At 75.4% G+C, this 23,365-nt stretch carries 20 protein-coding genes; 12 read left to right on the forward strand and 8 right to left on the reverse strand.

Annotated features, from left to right (window positions below; translation table 11 throughout):
- Nucleotides 1-5: 5 nt before the first annotated feature.
- Both ABD254_RS15070 and ABD254_RS15075 read left to right on the forward strand, forming a co-directional pair.
- Entirely contained in the window at nt 6-539 is a 534-nt protein-coding gene (locus ABD254_RS15070) for a hypothetical protein (RefSeq protein ID WP_344249242.1), read from the forward strand.
- A 29-nt stretch (nt 540-568) separates the two neighbouring features.
- The gene (locus ABD254_RS15075; protein WP_344249243.1) at nt 569-1,354 is read left to right on the forward strand and encodes a CYTH domain-containing protein; all 786 of its coding nucleotides are present in this window, start codon (nt 569-571) and stop codon (nt 1,352-1,354) included.
- A 731-nt stretch (nt 1,355-2,085) separates the two neighbouring features.
- Here ABD254_RS15075 and ABD254_RS15080 read toward each other — a convergent pair.
- Nucleotides 2,086-2,466, reverse strand: coding sequence for an SHOCT domain-containing protein (locus ABD254_RS15080; RefSeq protein WP_425553805.1), 381 nt, complete (start codon nt 2,464-2,466; stop codon nt 2,086-2,088).
- 210 nt (nt 2,467-2,676) lie between these two features.
- Between ABD254_RS15080 and ABD254_RS15085 the strand changes: the two genes are divergently transcribed.
- Nucleotides 2,677-2,997 carry a carboxymuconolactone decarboxylase family protein gene (locus ABD254_RS15085; RefSeq protein WP_344249244.1) on the forward strand — a complete coding sequence of 107 codons (321 nt, stop codon included), beginning with the start codon at nt 2,677-2,679 and terminating at the stop codon, nt 2,995-2,997.
- A gap of 22 nt (nt 2,998-3,019) precedes the next feature.
- On the opposite strand, the gene ABD254_RS15090 is transcribed toward ABD254_RS15085, so the two are convergent.
- On the reverse strand, nt 3,020-5,290 hold the full coding sequence (locus ABD254_RS15090; protein ID WP_344249246.1) for a helix-turn-helix transcriptional regulator: 2,271 nt from the start codon (nt 5,288-5,290) through the stop codon (nt 3,020-3,022).
- A gap of 409 nt (nt 5,291-5,699) precedes the next feature.
- Here ABD254_RS15090 and ABD254_RS15095 point away from each other — a divergent pair, with 409 nt between their 5' ends.
- The gene (locus tag ABD254_RS15095; RefSeq protein ID WP_344249248.1) at nt 5,700-7,625 is read left to right on the forward strand and encodes an ABC transporter ATP-binding protein; all 1,926 of its coding nucleotides are present in this window, start codon (nt 5,700-5,702) and stop codon (nt 7,623-7,625) included.
- On the forward strand, nt 7,622-8,407 hold the full coding sequence (locus ABD254_RS15100) for a serine/threonine-protein kinase (protein ID WP_344249249.1): 786 nt from the start codon (nt 7,622-7,624) through the stop codon (nt 8,405-8,407). Before ABD254_RS15095 ends, ABD254_RS15100 begins: the two co-directional genes overlap by 4 nt.
- A gap of 35 nt (nt 8,408-8,442) precedes the next feature.
- On the opposite strand, the gene ABD254_RS15105 is transcribed toward ABD254_RS15100, so the two are convergent.
- The gene (locus ABD254_RS15105; RefSeq protein WP_344249251.1) at nt 8,443-9,468 is read right to left on the reverse strand and encodes an RNA polymerase subunit sigma-70; all 1,026 of its coding nucleotides are present in this window, start codon (nt 9,466-9,468) and stop codon (nt 8,443-8,445) included.
- A 156-nt stretch (nt 9,469-9,624) separates the two neighbouring features.
- Between ABD254_RS15105 and ABD254_RS15110 the strand changes: the two genes are divergently transcribed.
- On the forward strand, nt 9,625-10,416 hold the full coding sequence (locus tag ABD254_RS15110) for an SDR family NAD(P)-dependent oxidoreductase (RefSeq protein ID WP_344249252.1): 792 nt from the start codon (nt 9,625-9,627) through the stop codon (nt 10,414-10,416).
- Here ABD254_RS15110 and ABD254_RS15115 read toward each other — a convergent pair.
- Together ABD254_RS15115 and ABD254_RS15120 are read right to left on the reverse strand one after the other, a co-directional pair.
- Nucleotides 10,385-11,242, reverse strand: a complete 858-nt coding sequence (locus tag ABD254_RS15115; protein WP_344249253.1) for an alpha/beta fold hydrolase — start codon at nt 11,240-11,242, stop codon at nt 10,385-10,387. The genes ABD254_RS15110 and ABD254_RS15115 overlap by 32 nt on opposite strands.
- 93 nt (nt 11,243-11,335) lie before the next feature.
- Nucleotides 11,336-12,871 (reverse strand): HD domain-containing phosphohydrolase, encoded by a 1,536-nt coding sequence (locus ABD254_RS15120; RefSeq protein WP_344249254.1) that lies wholly within the window; start codon nt 12,869-12,871, stop codon nt 11,336-11,338.
- Between the two features lie 44 nt (nt 12,872-12,915).
- Here ABD254_RS15120 and ABD254_RS15125 point away from each other — a divergent pair, with 44 nt between their 5' ends.
- The gene (locus ABD254_RS15125) at nt 12,916-13,644 is read left to right on the forward strand and encodes an alpha/beta fold hydrolase (protein ID WP_344249255.1); all 729 of its coding nucleotides are present in this window, start codon (nt 12,916-12,918) and stop codon (nt 13,642-13,644) included.
- A gap of 129 nt (nt 13,645-13,773) precedes the next feature.
- A complete protein-coding gene (locus ABD254_RS15130) occupies nt 13,774-15,672 on the forward strand; it encodes an HNH endonuclease signature motif containing protein (RefSeq protein WP_344249256.1) in 1,899 nt (632 codons plus the stop codon).
- Between the two features lie 123 nt (nt 15,673-15,795).
- Here ABD254_RS15130 and ABD254_RS15135 read toward each other — a convergent pair whose 3' ends face one another.
- The gene (locus ABD254_RS15135) at nt 15,796-16,464 is read right to left on the reverse strand and encodes an ABC transporter ATP-binding protein (protein WP_344249257.1); all 669 of its coding nucleotides are present in this window, start codon (nt 16,462-16,464) and stop codon (nt 15,796-15,798) included.
- Between the two features lie 68 nt (nt 16,465-16,532).
- Entirely contained in the window at nt 16,533-18,128 is a 1,596-nt protein-coding gene (locus ABD254_RS15140) for an ABC transporter permease (RefSeq protein WP_344249259.1), read from the reverse strand.
- Nucleotides 18,129-18,324: 196 nt separating this feature from the next.
- Between ABD254_RS15140 and ABD254_RS15145 the strand changes: the two genes are divergently transcribed.
- Entirely contained in the window at nt 18,325-19,002 is a 678-nt protein-coding gene (locus ABD254_RS15145; protein WP_344249261.1) for a DNA alkylation repair protein, read from the forward strand.
- Nucleotides 19,003-19,038: 36 nt separating this feature from the next.
- On the opposite strand, the gene ABD254_RS15150 is transcribed toward ABD254_RS15145, so the two are convergent.
- Entirely contained in the window at nt 19,039-19,863 is an 825-nt protein-coding gene (locus ABD254_RS15150; RefSeq protein WP_344249263.1) for a hypothetical protein, read from the reverse strand.
- Between the two features lie 181 nt (nt 19,864-20,044).
- Between ABD254_RS15150 and eno the strand changes: the two genes are divergently transcribed.
- The 3 genes from eno (at nt 20,045) to ABD254_RS15165 (ending at nt 23,364) form a co-directional block, all read left to right on the forward strand.
- Nucleotides 20,045-21,328, forward strand: coding sequence for a phosphopyruvate hydratase (eno, locus tag ABD254_RS15155; protein ID WP_344249265.1), 1,284 nt, complete (start codon nt 20,045-20,047; stop codon nt 21,326-21,328).
- Between the two features lie 313 nt (nt 21,329-21,641).
- Entirely contained in the window at nt 21,642-22,400 is a 759-nt protein-coding gene (locus tag ABD254_RS15160; RefSeq protein WP_344249267.1) for an FtsB family cell division protein, read from the forward strand.
- Between the two features lie 55 nt (nt 22,401-22,455).
- Nucleotides 22,456-23,364 (forward strand): ATP-grasp domain-containing protein, encoded by a 909-nt coding sequence (locus tag ABD254_RS15165; RefSeq protein ID WP_344249269.1) that lies wholly within the window; start codon nt 22,456-22,458, stop codon nt 23,362-23,364.
- The last annotated feature ends 1 nt before the right edge of the window (nt 23,365 follow it).

Raw genomic sequence — 23,365 nt, forward strand, 5'->3', positions numbered from 1 at the left:
CCGGCGTGCGGACGGACGAGCCCCCGCCGCGTGACCCGGCCCCCGACCGGGAGGGCCCCGGCCCGGCGTCGGGCGCGGACCGGCGCGGGCCCGCGTACCTGTACGGGCTGGTCATCACCGGCTCGGTCCTCGCCGCCGCGCCCGAGGACCTGGGGCTGCTCCGGGTCGCCGCCCTCCTCGCCGGCACGCTCGTCGTCTACTGGTGCGCCGAGACCTACGCGCACGTGATCGCCGCCCGGACGCACCTGCGGCGCACGCTCGCCCCGCACGAGCGCCGGGAGATCGCGGCCGACGGGCTGCCGCTGGTCGCGGCCTGCGCGATCCCCGGCCTCGTCCTCCTGGCCGAGGCGCTGCTGCAGGTGGAGCCGGCGCTCGCGGTGGACGTCGCCCTCCTCGTCAACCTCGCGCTCCTGGTCGTCGTCGGCTGGCGCATGAGCACCGCGAGCGGCCTGACCGGCGCGCGCCGCCTCGTCTCGACCGCGCTGGCCGGGCTGCTGGGCGTCGCGATGATCGTCCTCAAGCTGTCGCTGCACCACTGACGGCGAACCCGCACTCCCAGGAGGTCCTGATGGCAGTCGTCCCGACGTATGACGCCGAGCAGCTCGCGGGCGTGCTGGCGATCCTGCCCGACGTGGACGCGGTCGAGCTCAAGCTCACCGTCCCCGACGACGACCAGCGCTCCGCCGTGCGGGCCCTGGGCATCGACCCCCTCGACGCGGTGGTCCGGCAGGTCGCGTTCGTCGACACCCCGGACCTGCGGCTCTCCGCCGCGGGCGTCGTGGTCCGCGCCCGCCGGACCCAGCGCAAGCCCGGGGACCTGACCGTGAAGCTGCGCCCGATGCTGCCGGCGGACGTGCCCGAGGACCTGCGCGGCCGCGACGGCTTCAAGGTCGAGGTGGACGCGTCGCCGGCCGGCTACACGTGCTCGTGCTCCCTGACGGCTGAGGTGCCGGACGGGAAGGTGAGGAAGCTGCTGGGCGGCTCGCGCACCCTGTCCGATCTGCTCGACGGCACGCAGCGCACGGTGCTGGACGAGCGCCTGCCGGAGGGCGTCCGCCTCGCCGACCTGGCCGTCCTCGGCCCCGTGAACCTGCTCAAGTGCCGGTTCTCGCCGCCGGGTCATCGGCGGCGGATGGTCGCCGAGCTGTGGGTGCTCCCGGGCGGCGCCCGGATCCTCGAGCTGTCGACGAAGGCGGCGCCCGATGCGGCGTTCCAGGCTGCCGCGGAGACGAAGGTCCTTCTCGCCGGCCACGGCATCGACCTCGGAGCGCCTCAGGAGACCAAGACGGCCACGGCGCTCGCGGCGCTGGTCGCGGAGCGCGCGGAGGAGGAGCCCGTCACCTCTTCTGGGTGATGCGACGTGTCGACGCGGTCCCTAGCGTCGAGATGGCCCCTCGTGGGCTGGGAGGTGGAGGTGCTCATGGACGAGTCGACCCGCGCCCACGAGCCCGGACCGACGGCCGACCCGTCCGTCGTCGCGGCGCGGATCGCCGAGCTCGAGCGGGAGAACGCGGACCTCCGTCGCCGCCTCGAGGAGGGGACCGACGGCGCCGGGAGAGGACCCGGGCCGGCCGGGCCAGCGCCGGGCGGGCCGCCGCCCGCCGGGCACCGGTGGCGGAGCACGACCGCCGTCGCCCTCGTCGTGCTGGGCACGCTGCTGGCGCCGGCGGGCGCGATCGCGGCCTGGGCGAAGGGCCAGCTGACCGACACCGACCGCTACGTCGCAGCCCCTGCGGGTCACCCTGCGGACGGTCGGCGTGCTCGGCCTGGTCGTCGCGCTGGCGGCCTAGCTGGGCGGGGAGAGCGCGTCCGCGCGCAGCCTGCGCTCCGGAGCCGCCGGCGGGCTCACCCGGGCACGCGCCTGGGGCGAGCGCCGGGGCTGGTCGACCGGGCCGGTGGGCTCGTGGCTCGGGCAGCACCGCGGCTTCGCCCGCGGCGTGGTGATCGCGGTCGCCGCCCTGGTCCTGCTGCTCGCGGCAAACCCCACGGCGGGCCTCGTGATCGGCACCGCCGTCATCGCGGGTGCGGTCGTGGCGCTCCTCGAGCTGATGGCCCGCCCGCCCGTCAGCCCGGCGCCTTCACCCGTCAGCCCAGCGCCTTCGCCTTGAGGGCGGCGAACTCCTGGTCGTCGATCACGCCTGCGTCGTACAGGGACTTGGCCTCCGTGATCTGCGACGCGGCCGACGTCCCGCCGGCGGTGGCGCGGATGTAGGCGTCGGTCTCGGCGCGGGCTGCGCGCGCGCCTGCCGCCTGCCGCTGGGCCATCCCGCGGCCGCGGGCGATGAGGTAGACCAGCGCCGACAGGAACGGGACGGCGATGAGCACGACGATCCAGAGGGCCTTCCACCAGCCGTTCAGCTCGTGGTCCCGGAACAGGTCGCCGATGATGTGGAACAGCACCATGAGGTACATGACGAACGCGAACCACCAGAGCATGAGCCAGAACCAGTCCATGAAGCTGTCCACGCGACTGCCCTCCTTGCAGGTAGGGGCCGTGTGCGTCGCGGCCCTGACCGCAGCCTGTGCCGCCGGACCGCCCCGCGTCGTCACGCAGAGTGCGTGAAGTTGCCCCGCACGGTCGGCGGACCCGGCTTCACGCGATCGGGGTGATGCGGCCCGGCCCGCCGGTGCGCGTCAATGGGTGGGACGGTCGTCCCGACGCGGAGAGGCGGACCTGTGGACTACGTCGACCGACTGCGGCGCTTCGCCGTGAACGACCCGAGCCTCGACGTCGACCAGCAGGTCGAGCCGACCGCGCTCGACGCCAGGACGGTCGCGGTCGCCCGACTCGCCGCGCTCGTCGCGGTGGGCGGGGCCGAGCCCACGTACGGGAGCCTGGTGGACGAGGCCGTCAGCGCGGGCGCGACGACGGCCGAGATCGTCGACGTGCTCGCCGCGGTCGTGCCGATCGTCGGCCTGCCCGGTGTCGTGGCGGCGGCGCCCAAGCTGGCGCTGGCGCTGGGGCACGACCCGTTCGGCGCGGACTCGCCGGGCTGAGGTTTGCGAGGGTCCCGAGCCCTCACGAGCCGAGCAGGCCCATCGCGGTGGCGCGGTCGACGGCGCCGCTTCGTGAGGCGACCCCGAGCTTGCGGTAGATCGACCCGACCTGGGAGCTGGCCGTGTTTCGGGTGACGAACAGGCGCTCCGCGATCTCCCGGATCGTCAGGTGCGTCTGCAGGTAGGGCAGGAGCCGCAGCTCGGCGGGCGTGAGGGGTGCTCCGGGGCTGCCGGGCACCCCGAGGCGTGCTCCCGCACCCACCGCGGCGCGGAGGTCGTGCGCCTCGTCGACCAGCGCCCCCAGCGTGGGGCGGTGCAGCAGGACGTCGTCGACCTCGCGGAGGAGGTGCCGGACGGTCGAGACGTCGCCCGTCGACCAGCTCGCGCGCGCGAGCTGGAGGCGCACCCGGACGGCGAGGGTGGGGAAGGCGTAGGTGCAGAACACCCGCGCCCGCATCCCCTGCGTCAGTCGCCGGTGCGCCTCGTCCACGTCCCCCAGGTGGAGCGCGAGGCGGGCGGCGGCCGCATAGCCGAGGGCGCTGGTCGGGTAGTCGTCCATCCGGTGCTCGCGCACGGTGTCCAGGGCGAGCGCGACGCGCCCGACCGCGTCGTCCCAGCGGTCGTGGTCCATGTCGAGCTGCGCGAGCAGTGCCGCGGCGTACACGAGGGTGTCTCCGTTCCCGACGGCGAGCGCCGCGGCGACGGCCTCCTCCAGGTGCCGCGTCGCGCCCGCGACGTCGCCGGTGAGCAGCAGCGCGTCGCCCGCGAGGGCGAGCGCCGTGTCGCGCCACCCGCCCCACCCCGGCTCCTCGGCGAGAGCGCGGCGGGAGTCGTCGATCATCCGCTGCGGACCGTCGGGGCAGCGCAGCGCGCGGTACATGGCGCGCGCGGAGTCGAACGAGGCGGTCCCGTCCGCCGTCTCGCCGTCGTGCGACGCAGCGTCCGCCACGGCGCCCCAGCGTTCCGCGTCAAGTGCCCGCCCCTCGTACACCGCGACATAGCCGGCGAGCACCGCGAGCGGCGGGTAGCCGGCGACGGTGTCGTCGCCCAGCGCCCGCAGCCACCGCTCGACGGTCGCGATGCGGCCCGCCTGGAAGGCCGTCATGACGATCCCCGTGACGAGGCGGACGCAGCGGTCGTGCTCGGGCGTGGGGAGCAGGTGCTCGACCGCCTGCTCGGGGGAGCCGTGGGCCTCGAACCAGTCGGCCGCGCGGACCCGCAAAGTGTCGGCGAGCCCAGGCTCGGCGTCGGCCAGCTCGCCGAGCAGGAACTCCCGGAAGAGGGCGTGGTACCGGTACAGCTCGCGCCGCCGGTCGAGGGGCACGAGGAACATGCTCGACGCCTCGAGCCGGCGCAGCAGCCGCTGTGCCGTGCCGTCGCGCTGCGCCGTGCCGTCGTCGACGACGGCGTCGCACAGCGGCGCGGACAGGATCTCCAGCACGGAGGTGCGGCGCAGGAACCGCCGCGTCGCCGCGGGCAGCCGCCGGAACGTCTCGCGCTGCAGGTAGTCGGCGATGTAGGGGTCGGCGCCCGTGACCGGCACGTCCGGCGGGCCGCCGCCGTGCCGGGCGACGAGCGACGCCAGGTACACCCCCGCGGGCCAGCCCTCCGTCCGCGCCGTCACCGCGGCGGCGACCTCCCGCGTGACGGGGACGTGCGAGGCCGCGAACACCCGCTCGGTGCCGGCGACGTCGAGCGCGAGGTCGCGCGCGCCGATCTCGACGACGTCGTCCGACGCGCGCAGCCGCGGCACGTGCGGCTGCTCGGCACGGCTTGCGGCGACGAGCTGCGACCCGGCCGGGATGCCGGCGATCACGAGGCCGAGCGCGTCGTGGCAGGCGGGGGAACGGACCACGTGCAGGTCGTCCAGCAGGAGGAGGAACGGCAGGGCGCTGGAGCGCAGCGCCGACGCCAGCCGGGGCGCCCCGCGGCCGAGCACCGAGACGTCCGGTCCGGTCATGGCCGGAATCAGGTCCGGCTGCCCGGGCAGGAACGGCGCGCACGCGGTGGCGAGCGCGATGAGCAGGTGCTGCGGGTTGTCGTCGAGCCGGTCGAGCGACACCCACGCGACCGGTCGGTCGTCCTGCGCCGCCCACTGCGCCAGCAGCGTCGACTTGCCGTAGCCGGCCGGCGCGGTCACGGCGACGACCCGGCGCAGGCTGGCCCGGGTCGCGTCGATCAGGGCGGCGCGGCTCACCGTCCCCGCGCGCGGGCGGGGCACCGTGAGCCTGGCCTCGAGGAGACGCCGGTCGAGCTCTGCGGACGCCCGTGCCGTGCCCAGCCCGTGGCTCATACCGTCGACTCTAGGAACCGCGGCCGACCGGGGACAGTCGTCGGGTCGTCAATCACCCGCTCGCACAGGCCTGCGGCTGGTCGTGCGCCTGGTCGTGCGCCTGGTCGTGCGCCTGGTCGTGCGAACGCCAGGTGAACGTCAGGTGAGAGACGTCTCACAGGGACCTCACACACCCCTCAGAGAGGGCCCGCAGAGTCAGGGCCATGGTCAGGCACAGGGTCTGACCGGACATGAGGAGGGGAATCCCATGGCACGCTCCGGTCTGTTCACGGCGGTGACGCCCGCCAAGCGTCGGGCGAAGAACAACAGCAGCGACTCGTCGAAGGTGAGGCGTCGTCGCCGTCGCAACCGCCGTCGCAACCGCAACCGTCGTCGTCGCAACCGCAGCTCGAGCTGACGACGGCCCGTCATGTCTGCAGACACGCCCGAGCGTCCCGGCCGCCGCGTGCGGCCGGGGCGCTCTGGCGCGCGCCGTCCGGGCACCGCGGTGCGGGCGCTGCGCGCGCGCCTCGACTCGCTCGTCCGGCCGCGGGCCGAGGGCACCGGCCTGATCGCCGACGCGCCGACCGTGCCGTTCCGCGACGTGCTGCGCCGGCTCCGGCCGGAGCTGTCCGGTCGCGGACCCGTCCTCACGCTCCTCGTCCTGCTCACCGTCGCGGTGGCAGGCATCGAGACCGTCGAGATCTGGCTCTTCCAGCGCGTCGTCGACGACGTCCTGGTGCCCGTGGACGTGAGCCCGCTGCTGGCGATCGCCGGGCTCTACGTCGCCCTCGCCCTGCTCAGCGGCCTGCTGAGCTGGGTCGACGAGGTCGCGTCCGCCTGGCTGAGCGAGCACGTCTCCCTCGACCTGCGCCGCCGCGTCCTCGCCCACCTGCACAAGGTCCCGTCCGACGTCGCCGACCAGCAGCGCGCGGGCGACGTCCTCACCCGCCTCACGCGCGACGTCCGGTCCGTCGAGACGCTGCTGCTCGGCGCGGTCGACGGCGCCGGGGCGCTGGCGCGCCTGCTGCTGTACGGCGGCGCGATGATGCTCCTCGACTGGCAGCTCGCGCTCGTCGCGTTCGTCGTCGCGCCGCTGTTCTGGTGGGCGTCGGACCGCTTCGCCCGCCGGTTCAAGAAGGTCGCCAAGGAGAAGCGGCGCCGCACCGGCTCGATGACGGCCGTCGCGGAGGAGAGCCTCGCCGCGCTGAGCCTCGTGCAGGTGCACGGGCGCGAGCGCGAGGAGCAGGAGAAGTTCGAGCGCGAGGGGCGCGCCGTCGTGGCCGCCGAGCTCGGCGCCGCCCGCCTGCGGGCCACCTACCCGATCGTCGTCGACCTGCTCGAGCTCGCCGGCCTGCTGGCCGTCATCGGGCTGGGCATCTGGGCGCTCGCCGAGGGGCGGCTCACCCTCGGTGGCCTGCTGGTCTTCCTCACCTACCTGTCCCAGCTCGTGCGCCCGATGCGGGAGCTGGGCGACCTGGTCGTGTCCGTCGCGTCGGCCGTCGCCGGCACCGAGCGCGTGCTCGAGGTGCTCGACCTGCCGACCGGGCTCGCCGAGCCGGCCGACCCCGTCGCCCTCGACGACGTCGAGGGGCGGGTGCGCGTCAACGACGCGTCCTTCACCTACCACGGGGCCGCGGCGCCGGCCCTGACGGGCGTCAACCTCACCCTCGTCCCGGGGCGCATGGTCGCGCTCGCCGGCGCGAGCGGCAGCGGCAAGTCGACGCTCGTGCGCCTGCTCGGGCGGCTGTCGGACACGCCCACCGGCAGCGTCACGCTCGACGGCGTGGACCTGCGCGACCTGCGCCTGCAGACCGTCCGCGAGAACATCACCGTGCTCCTCCAGGAGGCCCCCGTGCTCGACGCCAGCGTCCGCGACAACGTCACCTTCTCCCGGCCGGGAGCGACCGACGACGAGGTATGGGAGGCGCTCGCGATGGCGGGTCTCGACGACGCCGTGCGGGCGCTCCCCGCGGGACTCGACGCGCGGCTGGGGCAGCGCGGGCGCTCGCTCAGCGGGGGCCAGCGGCAGCGCATCGCGCTCGCCCGGGCGCTCCTGGTGGACTCGCGCGTGCTCGTGCTCGACGAGCCCACGACCGGCCTGGACGCGGCCGCCGCCCAGCGGCTGCTCGCCACGCTGCGGCGGCTGGCCGACGACCGTAGCGTCGTGGTCGCCAGCCACGACCCCGCCGTGCTCGCCGAGGCGGACGAGGTCGTGACGATCGAGCGCGGCACGGTCGTGCCCTCGCCGGCCTCTTCGCCGGACGCGTCTCCGGACCCTTCGCCGGCCGGGTCGGCTGCCGCGGCACCGGGCGGGGCCCAGGGTGCCGGGTCGACGACGGGGGTGGCCCGATGAGCGCCCCCGCCGTGCCGGGGTACCGGCTGCGCCGGCTCGTGCACCGCGGCACGTCGTTCGACGTCTACGACGCGTGGAGCGACGAGCGGGCCTGCCCGGTCGTCGTGAAGCGCACCCGCCCGGGCGCGGCGGCGGAGGCCGGGCGACGCCTGCTGCGTGAGGGCCGGATGCTGCTGACGCTCACGCACCCGCACATCGTGCGGGCGTACGAGGTGCCGCAGGTCGACCGCCCCACCGTGGTGCTCGAGACGCTCACCGGGCAGACGCTGGACCATCTCTTCGACGAGAACGGTGCGCTCGCGGTGCGCGACGTCGCCGAGCTGGGGCGCCAGCTCGCCTCCGCGCTGGTCTACCTGCACTCCCGCGGCATCGTGCACGGCGACCTCAAGCCGGCCAACGCCGTCAACGCCCAGGGGCTCGCGCGGCTCATCGACCTGTCGCTCGCCGGGCCGCCGAGGGTCTGGCGGTCGGCGCGGGGCACGCCGGGGTACGTCTCGCCGGAGCAGGCGCGGCGCGAGCAGGTCTCGCCCGCGACCGACGTCTGGGGACTGGGCCTGCTGCTGCTCGAGGCCGCCGCCGACGACGACCCGTACCCCGTGGGCGACGACGGGCGGTACCGCGAGGGCCACGGCCCGCTCGAGGCGCCGGTCCCGCTCTCGCGACGGCGGCGCGTGCCGGCCCGGCTCGGCGACCTCGTGACGGCGATGTCGGCGTTCGACCCCGCCGCGCGGCCGTCGATGGCGCACGTGCGCCGGGAGCTGGAGGCGCTCGCGGAGCGGTGACCCGGGCGCCGTCGGCGGCCGCCGGTCGCCGGCGTCTACGGCGCGGGCGCCGAGGGCGCGTGCGGCAGGCCGGGAGGCAGCCCGAACGCGGGCAGCACGTCGGCGTCGAACCGCGTCACGGCCCCGACCCGTTCGGCCGTCAGGCCCAGGACGATGAGTCCGGTGGCCGGCCGCCCGCCCCCGCCGGGCGCGCGAAGGTACGCGGCGAACGCCGGCTGGCCGTTCGCACGGGTGCCTACGAGGTCGAACCGGCGTCCTGCGCGGAAGATCGCCTCGAAGAGCGCGGCCACCGCCTCGCGGCCGACGTACTCGAACGGCATCGGTGGCATCGCCGCGACGACGTCGTCCGTCAGCAGCGTGACGAGCGCCTCGAGGTCGGCCGACTCGTAGGCGCGGACGAACCGGTCGACGACGGCCGCCTCGGCGGCCGAGCGGGGCGCCGGCGGCGGGTCGTGCAGGTGCGCGCGACGGCGCAGCGTCGCGCGGGCGTGCCGGAGCGCGCTCGTCACCGAACCGACCGTCGTCCCCGTGATGGCGGCCACCTCGCGGGCGGGATACCCGACGACGTCGCGCAGCACCAGCACGGCGAGCTGGCGCGGGGGGAGCAGCTGGAGCGCCGTGACGAACGCGAGCGACGTGGACTCCCGGCGTTCGTACCGCGCCTCCGGCCCCGGCGGCTCGCCCGGCGCCCCGGCCAGGAGAGCGTCGGGGAGCGGCCTGAGCCACACGGCCTCGCCGTGGCGGGTCGGCTCGGGAGGGTCGACGCCGGGCACGTCCCACGCCTTGGCCGGGCGCCGGCGTGCTGCCCGGAGGGCGTTGAGGCACCGGCGGGTGGCGATCCGGTAGAGCCAGGTGCGGACGGACGCGCGCTGCTCGAAGTCCGCGAGGCCCTGCCAGGCCGCGACGAGCGTCTCTTGCAGCGCGTCCTCGGCGTCCTCCGGCGAACCGAGCATGCGATAGCAGTGGACCAGCAGCTCGCGCCGGTAGGGCTCGCACAGCGCGCCGAAGGCGTCATCGTCTCCTGCGCCTGCTCGCGCGAGCAGGTCGGCCACGTCGTCCATCCCGCGCCCCGTCTCCGCGCCCGTCGCCCGTCGCTCCCGAGTGTAGGGACGGGTTGCCCACTTTCGCCGTCCTGCGGTGTCGGTACGGAATGCCGGCCGTTCCGGGCCGTCGGTTGCACGAGTCGGGTGCCGAGGCGCCCGGAAGGAGAGGGCACCATGTTGCTGGAGGACAGGATCGCAGTGGTCTACGGGGCCGGCGGCTCCATCGGCGGGGCGGTCGCCCGCGCGTTTGCGCGCGAGGGCGCGCACGTCCACCTCGCCGGGCGTCGACGCCTGCCGATGGAGGACGTGGCACGGGACGTCGTCGCCCGCGGCGGGGTCGCGGAGGTGGCCGTGGTCGACGCGCTCGACGAGGAGGCCGTCGATGCGCACCTGCGGTCGGTGGTCGAGGCGTCGGGACGGCTCGACGTGTCGTTCAACGCCGTCGGCATCCCGGACCAGACCGTCGTCGGCGTCCCGCTCGTCGACCTCGAGGCCGAGCGGTTCTCGGGGCCCGTGGCCGACTACGCGACGTCGTACTTCCTCACGGCCCGGCTCGCGGCGCGCCGGATGCTGCCGCAGGGGTCGGGCGTCATCATGACCGTCACCGCGCTGCTGGGGCGCACCGGCACCTCGCTGGTAGGCGGGTACGGCCCGGCGCAGGCCGCCAAGGAGGCGCTCACCCGGGGTCTGTCGGCCGAGCTCGCGCCCCACGGCATCCGCGTGGTCGGGCTCCGTCCGCAGGCGATGCCGGAGTCGAGCACCATCCGGGAGGCGTTCGAGCCGCGCGCCGCGGCGACGGGCCTCACCTGGGAGGCCTGGCAGGAGCAGCTTGCGAGCAGGACCCACCCCCGGCGGCTCATGACGCTCGCCGAGATGGCGGAGGTCGCCGCGTTCGCCGCGTCGGACCGGGCGAGCGGCCTGACCGGGACGACGCTCAACCTGACGATGGGAAGTCTCGACGACTGACCTGGTCGGCGAGGAACGCCAGGACCTCCGCGGCCAGGACCTCCGGCGCGGTCAGGTGCGCGACGTGCGCCTGACCGGGCAGGACGCGGATGCGCGCGTCCGGGAGGGCGGCGGCGACGACCTCGGGGTCGGCCGCGATCTCGGCGGGACTCTCGCCGCCCACGAGCAGCAGGACAGGGACGCGGATCCGCGCGGCGTCGGCGGGGTCGAACGCGTGCTCGCCGAAGGCCCACACCTCCCGTGGCACGGTGGGCGCGGCGGCGACCCGGGCGGACCAGGTCGGCGCGGCCTTGATCGCTGCGACCTCGGCCGGCGTCATCATCGCGATCTCGCGGCAGAACAGCTCGAGCATCGCCTCGGGCCGCCCGGCCGCGAGCAGGGTGTCGAGCCGCGCCAGCAGCTCGGGCGGGTAGCGGCGGTGCGCGACGTCCGGCACCGGCCACCCCTCGTACAGCAGGAGGCGGCGCACGTTTCCGGTGCGCAGGGCCGCGCCGAACGCGACGTTGCCGCCGTAGGAGTGTCCCAGCAGGTCCACCGGCCCTCCCCATGCGGCGGCCGCCGCGTCGACGACGGCGGCGACGTCGTCGTGCTCCGCCGGGAGCGAGTAGGCCCCGGCGTCGCCGCTGAGACCGCGGCCGCGCCGGTCGACGGCGTGCACGGCGACGTGGTCAGCGAGCAGCGGGGCCACGAGACGCCAGGTGGTGTGGTCGGACGTCGTGCCGGGCACGAGGACGAGCGGGCGCCCGCGGCCGGAGACGAACACCGCGATCCGCGTGCCGTCCGGGGAGGTCGCGCGGACGAGGTCGGGCTGGGTCGCGGTCGTCATCGGATGCTCCTTCGCGGGATCCTTCGGGAGCACCAGCGTCGCCGGGCGCGCGCCGTCGCCGCATCGGTAGTGCTGCCCATCTTGGGGCGGGCCTCAGCGCAGCAGGTGGTGCTCGACGGCGAACAGCGCGGCCGCCGCGCGGCTGGACGTGCCGATCTTCGCGTAGACGTGCTGCACGTGGTGCTCGGCGGTGCGCCGGGAGATGACGAGCCGGCGGGCGACCTCGGCGTTGCTGCAGCCCTGCGCGACCAGGCGGAGGACCTCGACCTCCCGGCCGGTGAGCCCGTTCGGGTGGGGTGGACGGAGGGACGCCGGCACGGGACGGCCGGCCGCGGCGAGCATCGCCCGCGCGGCGTCGGCGTCGAGCCGGCCGCGGCGAGCCTCGTCGAGCACGCGGTGGGCGGCCTGGTCGGGGTCCAGCGCCGGCCGGTGCGGCCGGGCCTCGGTGAGCGACCGGTACCGGTCGGAGACCGCCAGGACGCGCGCCGCCGTCGGCTGGTCGTCGGCGGAGCACCCGCGGTGGAACCCGCTGCCGTCCAGGCGCTCGTGGTGGCGCCCGGCGAGGCCGGCGAGCCGGGACAGCTCGGCGGACCCGGCCAGGATGCGCTCGGTGTAGTAGGGGTGCAGGCGCACCTGCTCCCACTCGTCGTCGTCCAGCGGGGCGGTCTTGTCCCAGATGGCGCCCGACACCCCGACGCGGCCGACGTCGTGCAGGAGCCCGGCGAGCTCCAGGCCCGCCGTCGTCGCGTCCGGGAGCCCGAGCCGCACGGAGGCGTCGCGAGCCAGCGCCGCGACCGCGCGGGAGTGGCCCGCCAGGTACGTGCTCTTCAGATCGGCGAGGTCGCCGAAGACGCGGGCGACCGGTCGCAGGTCGGACGCCGTCACGTGCGGCTCCGGCTCGGCCGCGAGGGCCGCGCGGCGGAGGTCCGCGGTGGCGAGGTCGGCGAACCACCCCGCCGCAGCGCCGTCGAATCGGGCCGCGAGCGCGGGGTCGAGCATGCCGCCCGCCCGCCGGCGCACCGCCCGGACGGCGAGGTCGGCGCCGCCGATCGACTCGAACAGCGCGGCGACGCCGGTCAACCGGGCGATGCGCGCGCCGACGGGGATGTCGTCCCCGCCGGGGCGGCCCGCCCGACGCTCGCCGCGCCACAGGTCGTACACGTGGAACAGGCTCGCCGCGACGTCGTCGGGCAGCCCCAGCCGCCACGCCGACTCGCGCCCCACCTCGCAGGCCGCGGTCGTGTACGCGTCGCCCCAGCGGGCGCCGCGCGTGATCGCGACGAGGGCGGCCCTCGCCGCGGCCCCGGGGAGGCCCCGCGCGAGCGTCGGGACGAAGGTCGTGAGGACGTCCCGAGCCGACGCGGTGTCGGTGCGGCCGGCGGCCGCGTTGACCACCAGGTCGTCGCCGAACAGCCGTGCGGTCTCACGCGCGAAACCGACGCAGCCGACGTGGTGCAGCAGAGCCGTGTAGTACGCCGACCGAACGTCGTCGGGGCCGAGACCGCATGCCAGCGCGAGCCTGCTTGCCAGGACGCACGAGCGCCCCGCCGTCCCGATCGGGAGCCCGAAACCCAGGTCGGCCTGCCGGGACAGCCCGGCCAGCAGGTCGGCCGTCCTGACCGCTGCCATGGGCCGAGCCTAGCCAGGAGTCGCAGAGCTGCTTGGATGGCCCGATGCTGCTGCATGCCGAGGACCTGGGGGAGGCGCACGAGGTCGCGGTGCTCGTGCACGGCCACTTGGGCTCGGCCGAGAGCTGGTGGCGGGTCGTCCCGCTGCTCGTGGCGAGGGGCTACCGCGTGCTCGCGCTCGACCTGCCCGGGCACGGGCGGTCGCCGCGCGACCCGGGGCTGACGGTGGAGCGGGCCGCCGACGCCGTCGCCGAGACGGTCGAGCACCTCGCCCCGCAGGGGGCGGCGCTGGCGATAGGGCATTCGTACGGCGGGCTGGTGCTCGCGGCCGCGGCCGCACGGATCGATCCGGGTCGCGCCGTCTACGTGGATGCGGCGTTCGCGCTCGCGGGCGGGCTGGACCATGCGGAGGTGACGGCGTCGTACGAGCGGGACCGCCGGGAGCGGACCGTTGACCGGCTGCGGGCGACGCGTCCGCAGTACAGCGAACGGGACTGCGTCGTCGAGGGCGTGGCCGCGGAGCGGTTCGACGCCGCCACGGCCGCCTCCGTCGCCGCCGGTCCTGGTGGGGCATGGGATCCGGCGCCCGGGTCGATCGTCGTGCGGGCCGACCCGAGCGCATTCGTCGGCGACGACGACGTGCGTCGTCTGGCGCGGCGCGGTGTCGACGTGCGCAGCATCCGCGGCGCCGCGCACTCCGTCTGGTACAGCCACTTCGACGAGTTCGTCGCCGTGCTGCCCGAGGTGTTCGAGCGGACTCGAGGCGTGTCCTGACGAAGGCCGTGCGGCCTCGGCCCGGCGGCTGCGGGGTGGGCCAATAGTCCTGTGACCAGTGTCGACGTCTTGTCCACATCCCCGTCATGCCCCTTGTTTCGGCTCGCGCTCACCGATAAAATCGTACACATGTTCGACGATGGAGCGGGGCGCGGCGACGACGGCGCGGAGGGCGTGCCGGAGTCGTTCGCGCCCGCGCCGTTCCCGCGCGCGGCGTTGCCCGGGAGCGGTCGGGTCCCCGACGGCGGGAGGACGGGCGGTGAGCTCGGGCCTGGCGATGTCGCACGCTTGGTGGACCCCGGGCCGGCACCGACGGTGCTTGACGTGTCGGCGGCGATCGACGACGTGGTCGCGATCCAGGAGCGGATCGACGCGCTGGAGGGCCGCAAGCTGCTCGCGGTGGAGCGGGCCCGGCGCGCGGCGGCCCGATGCGAGGCCGCGCTGCTGGACGACTCGGACCCTGAGCTGCGTCGTGCCTCTGCGGTGCGGCGCCACGACCTCGCGGAGAGGGCGTTCACCGCAGACCTGGGCACCGCGCTGCGGCTGTCGGAGGAGCAGGCCTCCCTCCTGGTCGACACGGCTCGCACCCTGACCGAGGCCAGCGACCTGGCCGTGGAGCTGTGCGGGGCCGCCGAGCACCCTGGCGCCGACGAGGGGTCGCGGCCGGTCACGTCGACGCTGGTCGAGCTGTGCCGGGGCGGGTTCTCCGCCGCGCACGCCCGGGCGATCGCGGACGTCCTGGCCGACCTGCCCGGCCGGTGCGACGACGGCGGCGAGGCCCGCGCCCGCGTGCAGGCCGCGGTGCTGCCTGCCGCTGCGGAGGCGACCCTCACGCAGCTGCGCAAGCGGCTTCGGCGGGCGCGCGACCTGGCCCACCCCCGGCCGGTGGCGGAGCGGCACCGGGCCGCGGCCGAGAAGCGTGCCGTCTACGTCGATCCCGGCAAGGACGGCATGGCCTGGCTCACTGCGCACGTGCCGGCCGCGTTCGCGCACGCGATCCACGACCGTCTCACCCGCGCCGCCCGCGAGCTCAAGCGCGCAGGGGGCGTGACCGGCGGCGGCCTCGGCAACGTCTCGGGCAGAGCCATCGGCGATTGGCGGACGCTGGACCAGCTGCGCGCCGACACATTCGTCGCCCTGCTGATCGCCGGCGTCGACGGCGCCGGAATCGCCGGGGTCGACCGGTCCGGATCCGCAGGGAAGGCAGCAGGGGTTGCCGGGCTCGACCGGCCCGGAGCCACCGGAAAGGCCGCCAGGGCCGCCGGGGCCACCGGCCTTGACGGGCAGGGAGCCACCGAGGGCGTGGCGGGGGAGTCCGGCGCCGGCGTCCTGGGTCCGATGCCCGGTCTGGCCGAGCTCGCGCGGCGCATCACCCCGACCGTGCACGTGACGGTTCCCGTGTCCGCCCTGCTCGGTGGCGACGCGCCGGCCGACCTCGACGGGTACGGCCCCGTCGATGCCGACACCGCCGCCCGACTGACCGCGAACGCCCGTTCCCTGCGGCGCCTGCTCGTCGACCCCGTCGACGGGCGCGTGCTGGCGACCGACCCCGGCACCTACACCGTCCCCGCCGCGCTGCGCACCCTCCTGCGGGCGCGCGACCGGGTGTGCCGCTTCCCCGGCTGCACCCGCAAGGCCGCCGCGTGCGACGTCGACCACGTCACCGCATGGGCCGACGGCGGGCGCACCACCGCGGACAACCTGGCTCACCTGTGCCGTCGCCATCACGTCATGAAGCACCAGACGCGGTGGCGGGTGGTTCGCCACGACGGCACTCTGACCTGGACCTCACCCACCGGACGCGTCCATCACGACCGCGTCGCGGTCGACGACCTGCACGCCGGTGACCCCACCGCCGGCGACCGGGCCCTGCGTGACCCGGGACCGCCGAGCCTCGGGCGACCGAGCCTTGGACCGGCACGCGCCGGGCTGTCGAAGCCGGAAGACCGGGAACGGTCGGATCTGGAGCCGCCGGGTATGGGAACGCCGGACGTAGAGCCGCCCGACCCGGGGCCTCCGCCGTTCTGATCTGCGCTGCTCCGACGACGTGCCAGCCGTCGGCCGCGCGCCGACCACGGGGGCTGGCACGCGCGACGGTCGTGCCGCGCGTGCCCGCCCTCGGTGCCGGAGCGCCCGGCGAGGTCGCGGGGCTCAGGCCACCTCGGTGACCTTCCCGGCCGCGATGCGCAGGCGGCGTTGCGCACGGCGGGCGACGACGGAGTCGTGGGTGACCAGGATGACGGTCAGCCCCTGCTCCTTCCAGAGCCCTTCGAGGAGGTCGACGATCTCGTCGCGGGTGGCCTCGTCGAGGTTGCCGGTGGGCTCGTCGGCGAGGAGCACGGTCGGCTCCTTGACCAGGGCCCGGGCGATCGCGACGCGCTGCTGCTGACCGCCGGACAGCTCGCCGGGGAGGTGGTCCGCGCGCTCGGCCAGGCCGACCGACGCCAACGCCTCGAGCGCCCGCCGGGAGCGCTCGGCCGCCGGCACCTTGGCCGGGACCAGCGCGGTCTCGACGTTCTCCGCCGCGGTGAGCGTGGGGATGAGGTTGAAGTGCTGGAACACGAATCCCAGCCGCTGCGCGCGGGCGCGGGTCAGGCCGCGGTCGTCCAGTGCGGCCAGGTCCTCCCCGGCGAGCCTGACGCTGCCGGACGTCGGGCGGTCCAGACCGCCGAGCATCTGCAGCAGCGTGGACTTGCCGCCGCCGGTGGGGCCCTGGATGGCGACGAGCTCGCCGTCGCCGATCTCCAGGCTGACGTCCTTCAGCGCGTGCACGGTGCGCTTGCCGGTGTAGGTCTTCGTGAGCTTCTCGAGCTGGTACATGAGGATCCTTCTCTCGCGGGTTGAGCTGCGTCGTCCTGAGGTGGCCGAAGGGTCGAGACCGGCGGTGGTCAGGCGAGCGACCGCAGCGCCTCGGCGGGCCGCAGGCGCGCGGCCCGGCCCCCGCCGACGACGCCGGCGAGCAAGCCGCCCAGCACGGCGAGCCCGACGGCCGCGAGGACCACCCATACCGACACCGGGGCGTGCAGGACGACGTCGACCGCGCTGCTCGCGGCGTCGGCGGCCTGGCCGAACGGGCCGCCACCGCCACCGCCGCCTCCGGGCATCGCGCCGTCGGCCGGCTGGACGCCGGCGCCGCCCTGGCCGCCACCGCCGGGTCCGCCGAAGGTGAACCCGCCGGCCCCGGACGATCCGGACAGGGTGATGCCCGCCAGGTTGATGGCCAGGACGGCGACACCGCCGAGCACGATGCCCGCGACGCCGCCGATGAGGCCCTGCACCACGGACTCGCCGGCCACCTGGCCGACGACGCGGCGCTTCGCCCAGCCGATGGCCTTGAGCGTGCCGAGCTCGCGGGTGCGGCGGTTCACGCCCGAGACGGTGAACAGGATCGCGAGGCCGAACGCGGCGACGAGCACGACTCCGCTCAGCCAGGTGCCGAGCGTCGACACGAGCGACGACGCCGTGGACAGCGAGCCGGTCACGTCGCCGGCCAGGTCGGACTGTGTGCTGACCGACGCGTCGGGCAGCGCGGCGGCGATGCCGTCCGCGACGGCGTCGACGTTGTCGGCCGAGTCGACGGACACGTACAGGTCGGTGACCTGTCCGGCGAGGTCCGCGAGCGTCTGCGCGAGGGTCAGCGGCACGTACACGTCGGACGCCGTGGCGACGCCCTCGCCGGTCGTCGACGTGACGGTGCCGACCACCTCGAGGTCCGTGCCGCCCACCGTGACCGTGTCGCCGACGGCGAGCTCCTCCTGCTCGGCGTACGTCGCGTCGAGGACGGCGACCTTCGCGGCGTCCGATCCGTCGTCGGACGTCCCGGCGTCGGCAGCCTCGAGGCTGCGCCCGTCGGCGACCTCGACGGTCGTGAGCGGGCCGACGGCGTCGGCGGCGGGGTCGACGCCGGTCACGGTGAGGCTGTCCACCTCGAACGCGCTGCCGCCGGCGCCGTCCGCGCCGCCGGTCGGCGGCTGCTGCGTTCCGTCGGCTCCGCCCTGCATGTCGTCCTGCGCCCCGCCCGCGCCCTGCTGCTCGCGCATGGCGTCGAAGTCCGGCATCTCGCCGGAGAACGACGTGTTCTCCAGCGTGAGCGTCGCCGCGGCACCGGTCACGTGGTCGACCCCCTCGACGGTGCTCAGGGCCTCGGCGTCGAACGACGCCGATCCGCGCGCCACGTCGAGCCGGTCCTGGTCGAGCGTGCGGGTGCCCTCCCCGTCGGCCTCGCCGCCCGTCTCGCCGTCCTCTGCGTCGAACTCGAAGCGGCCCGGCCCGCCGCCACCGCCCGGTTCCTGGGCCTGCGTGACGGTGACGTCGGTGCCGACGCCGTAGACGGACTCGAGCACGGAGGCCTGGGCGTCGCGGACGCCCGCGGACACGGAGGACACGACCATGACCAGCGCGATCGCGACGGCCAGCCCGATCGCGACCACCACGGTCTGCTTGCGCCGGTGTCGCAGCTCGCGGCGCAGATAGGTGACGAACATGAGGCTCCTCGGGAGGTGCGGGGGACGAACGGGGACGGTGCACGCCTGGCAGCGCTGCCGCGGACGAGCGGAAACCTAGGGCCGCCGGCTGGGGCGGTCCTGCCGCGAGCCTGTGGCGATCCTGTGAATCCGCAGATCAGGGAGTCGGCTGAAGGCCTCCTGGGTGCGAGTCGCACCGCCGCGTAGCGTGGGCGGCGTGGAGCTCACCGCCGACGCCCTCGTCGCCGACCTGCGCGCGGCCGCCGACCCGGCCGCGCACCCGAACCGGCACTACGCCGGCGACGGCGAGGTCCTGGGCGTGCGGATGGGGACCCTCTTCGACATCGCGAAGTGCTACACCGCGCTGCCCCTGGACGAGGTGCACCGCCTGCTCGACGAGCCCGGGTACGAGCCGCGCCTGGCCGCGTTCTGCGTCCTCGACTTCGCCGTCCGTCGCCCGCGCGCCGCGGACGACGAGCGCGAGGCGCGCTACCGCCTCTACCTCGACCGGCACGACCGCATCGACACCTGGGACATGGTCGACCGGGCGGCGCCGCGCGTCGTCGGAGCGTTCCTGCGTGACCGGTCGCGGGCGCCGCTGTTCGAGCTCGCGCGCTCGGACGACCCCCTGCGCCGCCGCACGGCGATGACCGCGCCGCTCGCATACACACGCCCGCCGCACCCGGCGGGGATCGCCGACCTCCTGCGGCTCGCGGAGCTGCTCGCCGACGACGCCGACCCCGTGGTGCGCAAGCCGGTCGGCATCGCCCTGCGGCACGCCGGCGGTGCAGACCCCGCGGCCGTGCGTGCCTTCCTCGACCGGCTCGGCGACCGGCTGCCGGCGCCGGTGCGGCGCGCGGCCGCGGAGAAGCTGCCGAGAGCCGCCGGGCCGTGACCGCCGGGCACGACCGGAAAGCCCGCGACCGCGGCGTCAGCGCCGGGGTGACTCGTCCCCGGGACCGCCGGCGTCGTGCTCGACGTCGTGCTCCGCGCCCTGCTCCGCGCCCTGCTCCGCGCCCTGCTCCGCGCCCTGCTCCGCGCCCTGCTCCGCGCCCTGCTCCGCGCCCTGCTCCGCGCCCTGCTCCGCGCCCGGTCCGAGCAGGCCGGCGATGCGCTGCTCCATCGCGTCGGTGGCGGCGTCCGGAAGCGCGATGATGCCCTCGAGCTCCTTGGTCGCCCGGCGGTAGGCCGACTGCCGCTCGGCGCGGGTGGCGCCCTCGTCGTCGGCGATCGCGAGCAGCTTCTTCGCCCGATCCAGGGCCTGGCGCTCCGTCGTGGAGAAGTCGGAGGCACGACGGCGTCGCGCCTCGCGCTCGGCGACGTCGAACCGGACCTGGTACTCGCGCACGGCCTCGCGGTACCGGTCGAGCCGCCGGCGGTCGCGGAGCTCCTGCGGGTCGTCGGGGCGGAGCCCTACAGCGTCCCGCCGGGCCCGGTGGAAGTCGACCGTGACCTGCTCGCGCATGTCCGTCATGACGGGGTACTCGAGCACCTTGACGGCGTCGAGCTCGTAGTCGAGCCAGCGTCGCTCGGTCTCGTCGTGCTCGGCGATCACCCGCTCGATCTCGCTGGCGAGCGCCTCGTCCGCCTGCTCGGTGGCCCGCTCCTCGGCGTGCTTCAGCCGGTACAGCTCGATCTTGTCCCGGCGACGCCGCTCGTCCCACTTCTGGGCGCCCCCGATCCAGCCGCCCACGATGCCGCTCAACGGGAAGACGAGCCACCAGTAGGAGCCGACGAAGTCCCAGAAACCGTCCACCGGTCTCAGGCTAGTCGGGTCCGGCTGCCCGCCACGTGGTCGAGGGCGCTACCGGCGCGGTGCCGGTCTAGGGTGGGACCGTCAACCCAGCACCGTCGCGGGCCTACTGCGGTCTCGGGCGCGACATCTGCCCGGAGGTGACCGCACGGTCGCCCGCGAGCCCCCGTCTGAAGGAGCACCCGTGGCAAGCATCGAAGCCGTTGGAGCACGCGAGATCCTCGACTCGCGCGGCAACCCCACCGTGGAGGTGGAGATCGCGCTGGACGACGGCACCTTCGCCCGCGCGGCGGTCCCGTCGGGCGCCTCGACCGGCGCGTTCGAGGCCGTCGAGCGTCGCGACGGCGACAAGGGTCGCTACCTGGGCAAGGGCGTCGAGGGCGCGGTGAACGCCGTCATCGACGACATCGCCCCGGAGCTCATCGGCTACGACGCCGAGGAGCAGCGCATCATCGACCAGACGCTCATCGAGCTGGACGGCACCCCGAACAAGGGCAAGCTCGGCGCCAACGCGATCCTCGGCGTCTCGCTCGCCGTCGCGAAGGCCGCCGCGAAGAGCGCCGGCCTGGACCTGTTCCGCTACATCGGCGGCCCGAACGCCCACGTGCTGCCCGTGCCGATGATGAACATCATCAACGGGGGCTCCCACGCCGACTCGACCGTCGACTTCCAGGAGTTCATGATCGCGCCGATCGGCGCGGGCACCTTCAAGGAGGCCCTGCGGTCGGGCACCGAGGTCTACCACGCCCTCAAGAGCGTGCTGAAGAGCAAGGGCTTCGCCACGGGGCTCGGCGACGAGGGCGGCTTCGCCCCCGACCTGCCGTCGAACGTCGCCGCCCTCGACCTCATCGTCGAGGCCATCGAGAAGGCCGGCTTCGCCCCGGGCAGCGACGTCGCCATCGCGATGGACGTCGCCGCCACCGAGTTCTTCTCCGACGGCGCGTACCGCTTCAAGAACGGCGAGGTGCACTCGACCGAGGACATGATCAAGCTCTACGAGAGCATGGTCGCGAACTACCCGATCGTCTCCATCGAGGACCCGCTGTCCGAGGACGAGTGGGGCGCCTGGTCGCAGTTCGTCTCCGAGGTCGGCGACAAGGTCCAGGTCGTCGGCGACGACCTGTTCGTCACGAACCCCGAGCGCCTCGCCAAGGGCATCGAGCTCAAGGCCGCGAACTCCCTGCTGGTCAAGCTCAACCAGATCGGCACGCTCACCGAGACCCTCGACGCCGTGACGCTCGCGCAGCGCAACGGCTTCACCACGATGACCTCGCACCGCTCCGGCGAGACCGAGGACACCACCATCGCGGACCTGTCCGTCGCCACGAACGCCGGCCAGATCAAGACCGGCGCCACCGCCCGCGGCGAGCGCATCAACAAGTACAACCAGCTCCTGCGCATCGAGGAGGCCCTGGACGACGCCGGCCGCTACGCCGGCCGCAGCGCCTTCCCGCGCTTCCAGGGCTGACGCCCCGGCGGTCGGGCCGTCGACACCCTCGGTGGTCTCGACAGGCACGACCGGCGTGCTCGCCGACGGCCGGTCGCCCCCCTCGGGGGTGGCCGGCCGTCGTCGTCCCCCGGGTCCGCCGCGAGGTAGAGCCTCGCGTACCGCCGTCGTGCCCTCGGCGTCCTACCGCGGTGCACGAGGCTCTACCTCGGCGCGAGGGGACGGCGGGACGACGGTGGGACGGCGGCGGGACTGGTGTGGGTTCGGAGTCCGGAGGGTCGGCGCGCCGACGACGGTCCGCCGCCGGGCCGGATCGGGTCGGCAGAATCGACGGGTGCCAGCTCGTCGACCGACCTCGCCCGCCTCGCGCCGCCCGGCGTCGCGCCCGTCCGGCGCGCGACCGGCGGCGTCGCGCGGGACGTCGCGCCCGACGACGACGGCTAACGGCTCGGTTGGCGCGCCGCCCGCCTCGAAGAAGCCGGCCTCGAAGCCGGCCTCGAAGCAGGCCTCGAAGCAGGCCTCGAAGCAGGCCGCCCCGGCGGCCCCGACGTCGTCCACGTCCTCGAAGTCCTCGAAGTCCTCGAAGTCCTCGAAGTCCTCGACGTCGAAGCCGCGGGGCTCGCGGCGCCCGGCAGGCCCGGCGCGCGAGGAGCGGCGACGCAGCCGGTACGGGCTGGTGCTGCCGGAGGTGCTGACGGTCCGGCTGCTGGTGCTGTCCGTCGTGGTGCTGCTCGCGGTGGTGCTGCTGCTGCCCACGGTGCGTGGCGCGGTGCAGCAGTCGGGCGACCTCGACCGGCTGCGCGCCGAGCTCGCGGCGCACGAGGCGGAGCGCGGCCGCCTGGAGGTCGAGCTCGACCGCTGGGAGGACCGCTCCTACGTCGAGGAGCAGGCGCGGTCGCGGCTGAGCTACGTCATGCCCTCGGATCGGGTGTGGCGGGTCGTGGACCCGGGCGCGGCGGGCGCGGACGACGTCGACCCGGTGACGGGCGAGGCGGTCGACGCCGGGCCGGTCGGCACGACGAGCGGCGACGGGGTGCCCTGGTACCAGTCGGTGTGGGAGTCGGTGCAGGTGGCGGACGGGCCGGTCGGCTGAGGTCTCACCCCGTCGCCCGCCTGCGGCATCGGTCGCCCGCCCCTACGATCCGACCATGAGCTCCTCCGGGCGCCACCTGCGCACCATCCTCGTGACGGGCGCCGCCGGGCCCGCGGGGCGCACGCTCGGCGCGCAGCTCGCCCGCCGCGCGGACCCTGCCAGGTGGCGCGTCGTCGGGGTCGACCTGGCGCCCGACGACACCCCGGGCTTCGACGTGATCGAGGCCGTCCCGGCGGCCGCCGACCCGGCCTACGACCGCGCGACGCTCGAGCTGCTCGCGCGGCACCGCCCCGACCTCGTGGTGCCGACCGTCTCCGACGAGCTGCCCCGGCTGGCGGTGCTCGTGCGGGCCGCCGGGCTGGGGGAGAGCGTCGTGCTGTCGCGCCCCGGTCCGACGGCGGTGGCGGCGGACAAGCTGCTGACGATGTGGGCGCTGGACCGCGAGCGCGTGTCCGTGCCCCGGCACGCGCCCGCCGACACGCACGCGTCCGCCGCCGACGCCCTCGTGTGGGCGGGCGGCCCCGTCGTGGTCAAGCCGCGCGTCGCGCGCGGGGGGCGGGGCGTGCACGTCGTCGAGGACGCGCGCGACCCGGTGTGGGCCGATGTCGACGGGTCGTGGATCGTCCAAGTCTTCGCGCCCGGCGTCGAGTACAGCCCGCAGGTCTACCGGTCGCCGGCCACCGGCCGGTGCACGGTCGTGGTGCTGCTGAAGACCGGGCGCAAGGAGGGTCGGGTCGGGAACGCGACGGGCGTCGCGCGACTGCCCGACGGCGAGGCGGCCGACGTCGCCGCGCTGGCCGCCCGGACCGCGGAGGCGCTGGACCTGGTCGGGCCGCTCGACATGGACGTCCGCCGGCTCGACGACGGCACCCCGGTGGTCCTCGAGGTCAACGCCCGGTTCGGCGCCGTGTCCGCGGGCGCGCCGGAGCTGCTGGACGCCGTCCTCGACCGCTGGCCCGGGTGAC

Origin of the sequence: Isoptericola hypogeus (assembly GCF_039531145.1) — a bacterium.
GTDB lineage: Bacteria > Actinomycetota > Actinomycetes > Actinomycetales > Cellulomonadaceae > Isoptericola > Isoptericola hypogeus.

Bases quoted from the DNA above. Each gene is read 5' to 3' on its own strand.
- ABD254_RS15135 (WP_344249257.1), bottom strand. From the start codon at position 16,464: ATGTACCAGCTCGAGAAGCTCACGAAGACCTACACCGGCAAGCGCACC.
- ABD254_RS15130 (WP_344249256.1), top strand. From the start codon at position 13,774: ATGTTCGACGATGGAGCGGGGCGCGGCGACGACGGCGCGGAGGGCGTG.
- ABD254_RS15075 (WP_344249243.1), top strand. From the start codon at position 569: ATGGCAGTCGTCCCGACGTATGACGCCGAGCAGCTCGCGGGCGTGCTG.
- ABD254_RS15115 (WP_344249253.1), bottom strand. From the start codon at position 11,242: ATGACGACCGCGACCCAGCCCGACCTCGTCCGCGCGACCTCCCCGGAC.
- ABD254_RS15120 (WP_344249254.1), bottom strand. From the start codon at position 12,871: ATGGCAGCGGTCAGGACGGCCGACCTGCTGGCCGGGCTGTCCCGGCAG.
- ABD254_RS15105 (WP_344249251.1), bottom strand. From the start codon at position 9,468: ATGGACGACGTGGCCGACCTGCTCGCGCGAGCAGGCGCAGGAGACGAT.
- ABD254_RS15140 (WP_344249259.1), bottom strand. From the start codon at position 18,128: ATGTTCGTCACCTATCTGCGCCGCGAGCTGCGACACCGGCGCAAGCAG.
- ABD254_RS15090 (WP_344249246.1), bottom strand. From the start codon at position 5,290: ATGAGCCACGGGCTGGGCACGGCACGGGCGTCCGCAGAGCTCGACCGG.
- ABD254_RS15095 (WP_344249248.1), top strand. From the start codon at position 5,700: ATGTCTGCAGACACGCCCGAGCGTCCCGGCCGCCGCGTGCGGCCGGGG.
- ABD254_RS15100 (WP_344249249.1), top strand. From the start codon at position 7,622: ATGAGCGCCCCCGCCGTGCCGGGGTACCGGCTGCGCCGGCTCGTGCAC.
- ABD254_RS15165 (WP_344249269.1), top strand. From the start codon at position 22,456: ATGAGCTCCTCCGGGCGCCACCTGCGCACCATCCTCGTGACGGGCGCC.
- ABD254_RS15125 (WP_344249255.1), top strand. From the start codon at position 12,916: ATGCTGCTGCATGCCGAGGACCTGGGGGAGGCGCACGAGGTCGCGGTG.
- ABD254_RS15110 (WP_344249252.1), top strand. From the start codon at position 9,625: ATGTTGCTGGAGGACAGGATCGCAGTGGTCTACGGGGCCGGCGGCTCC.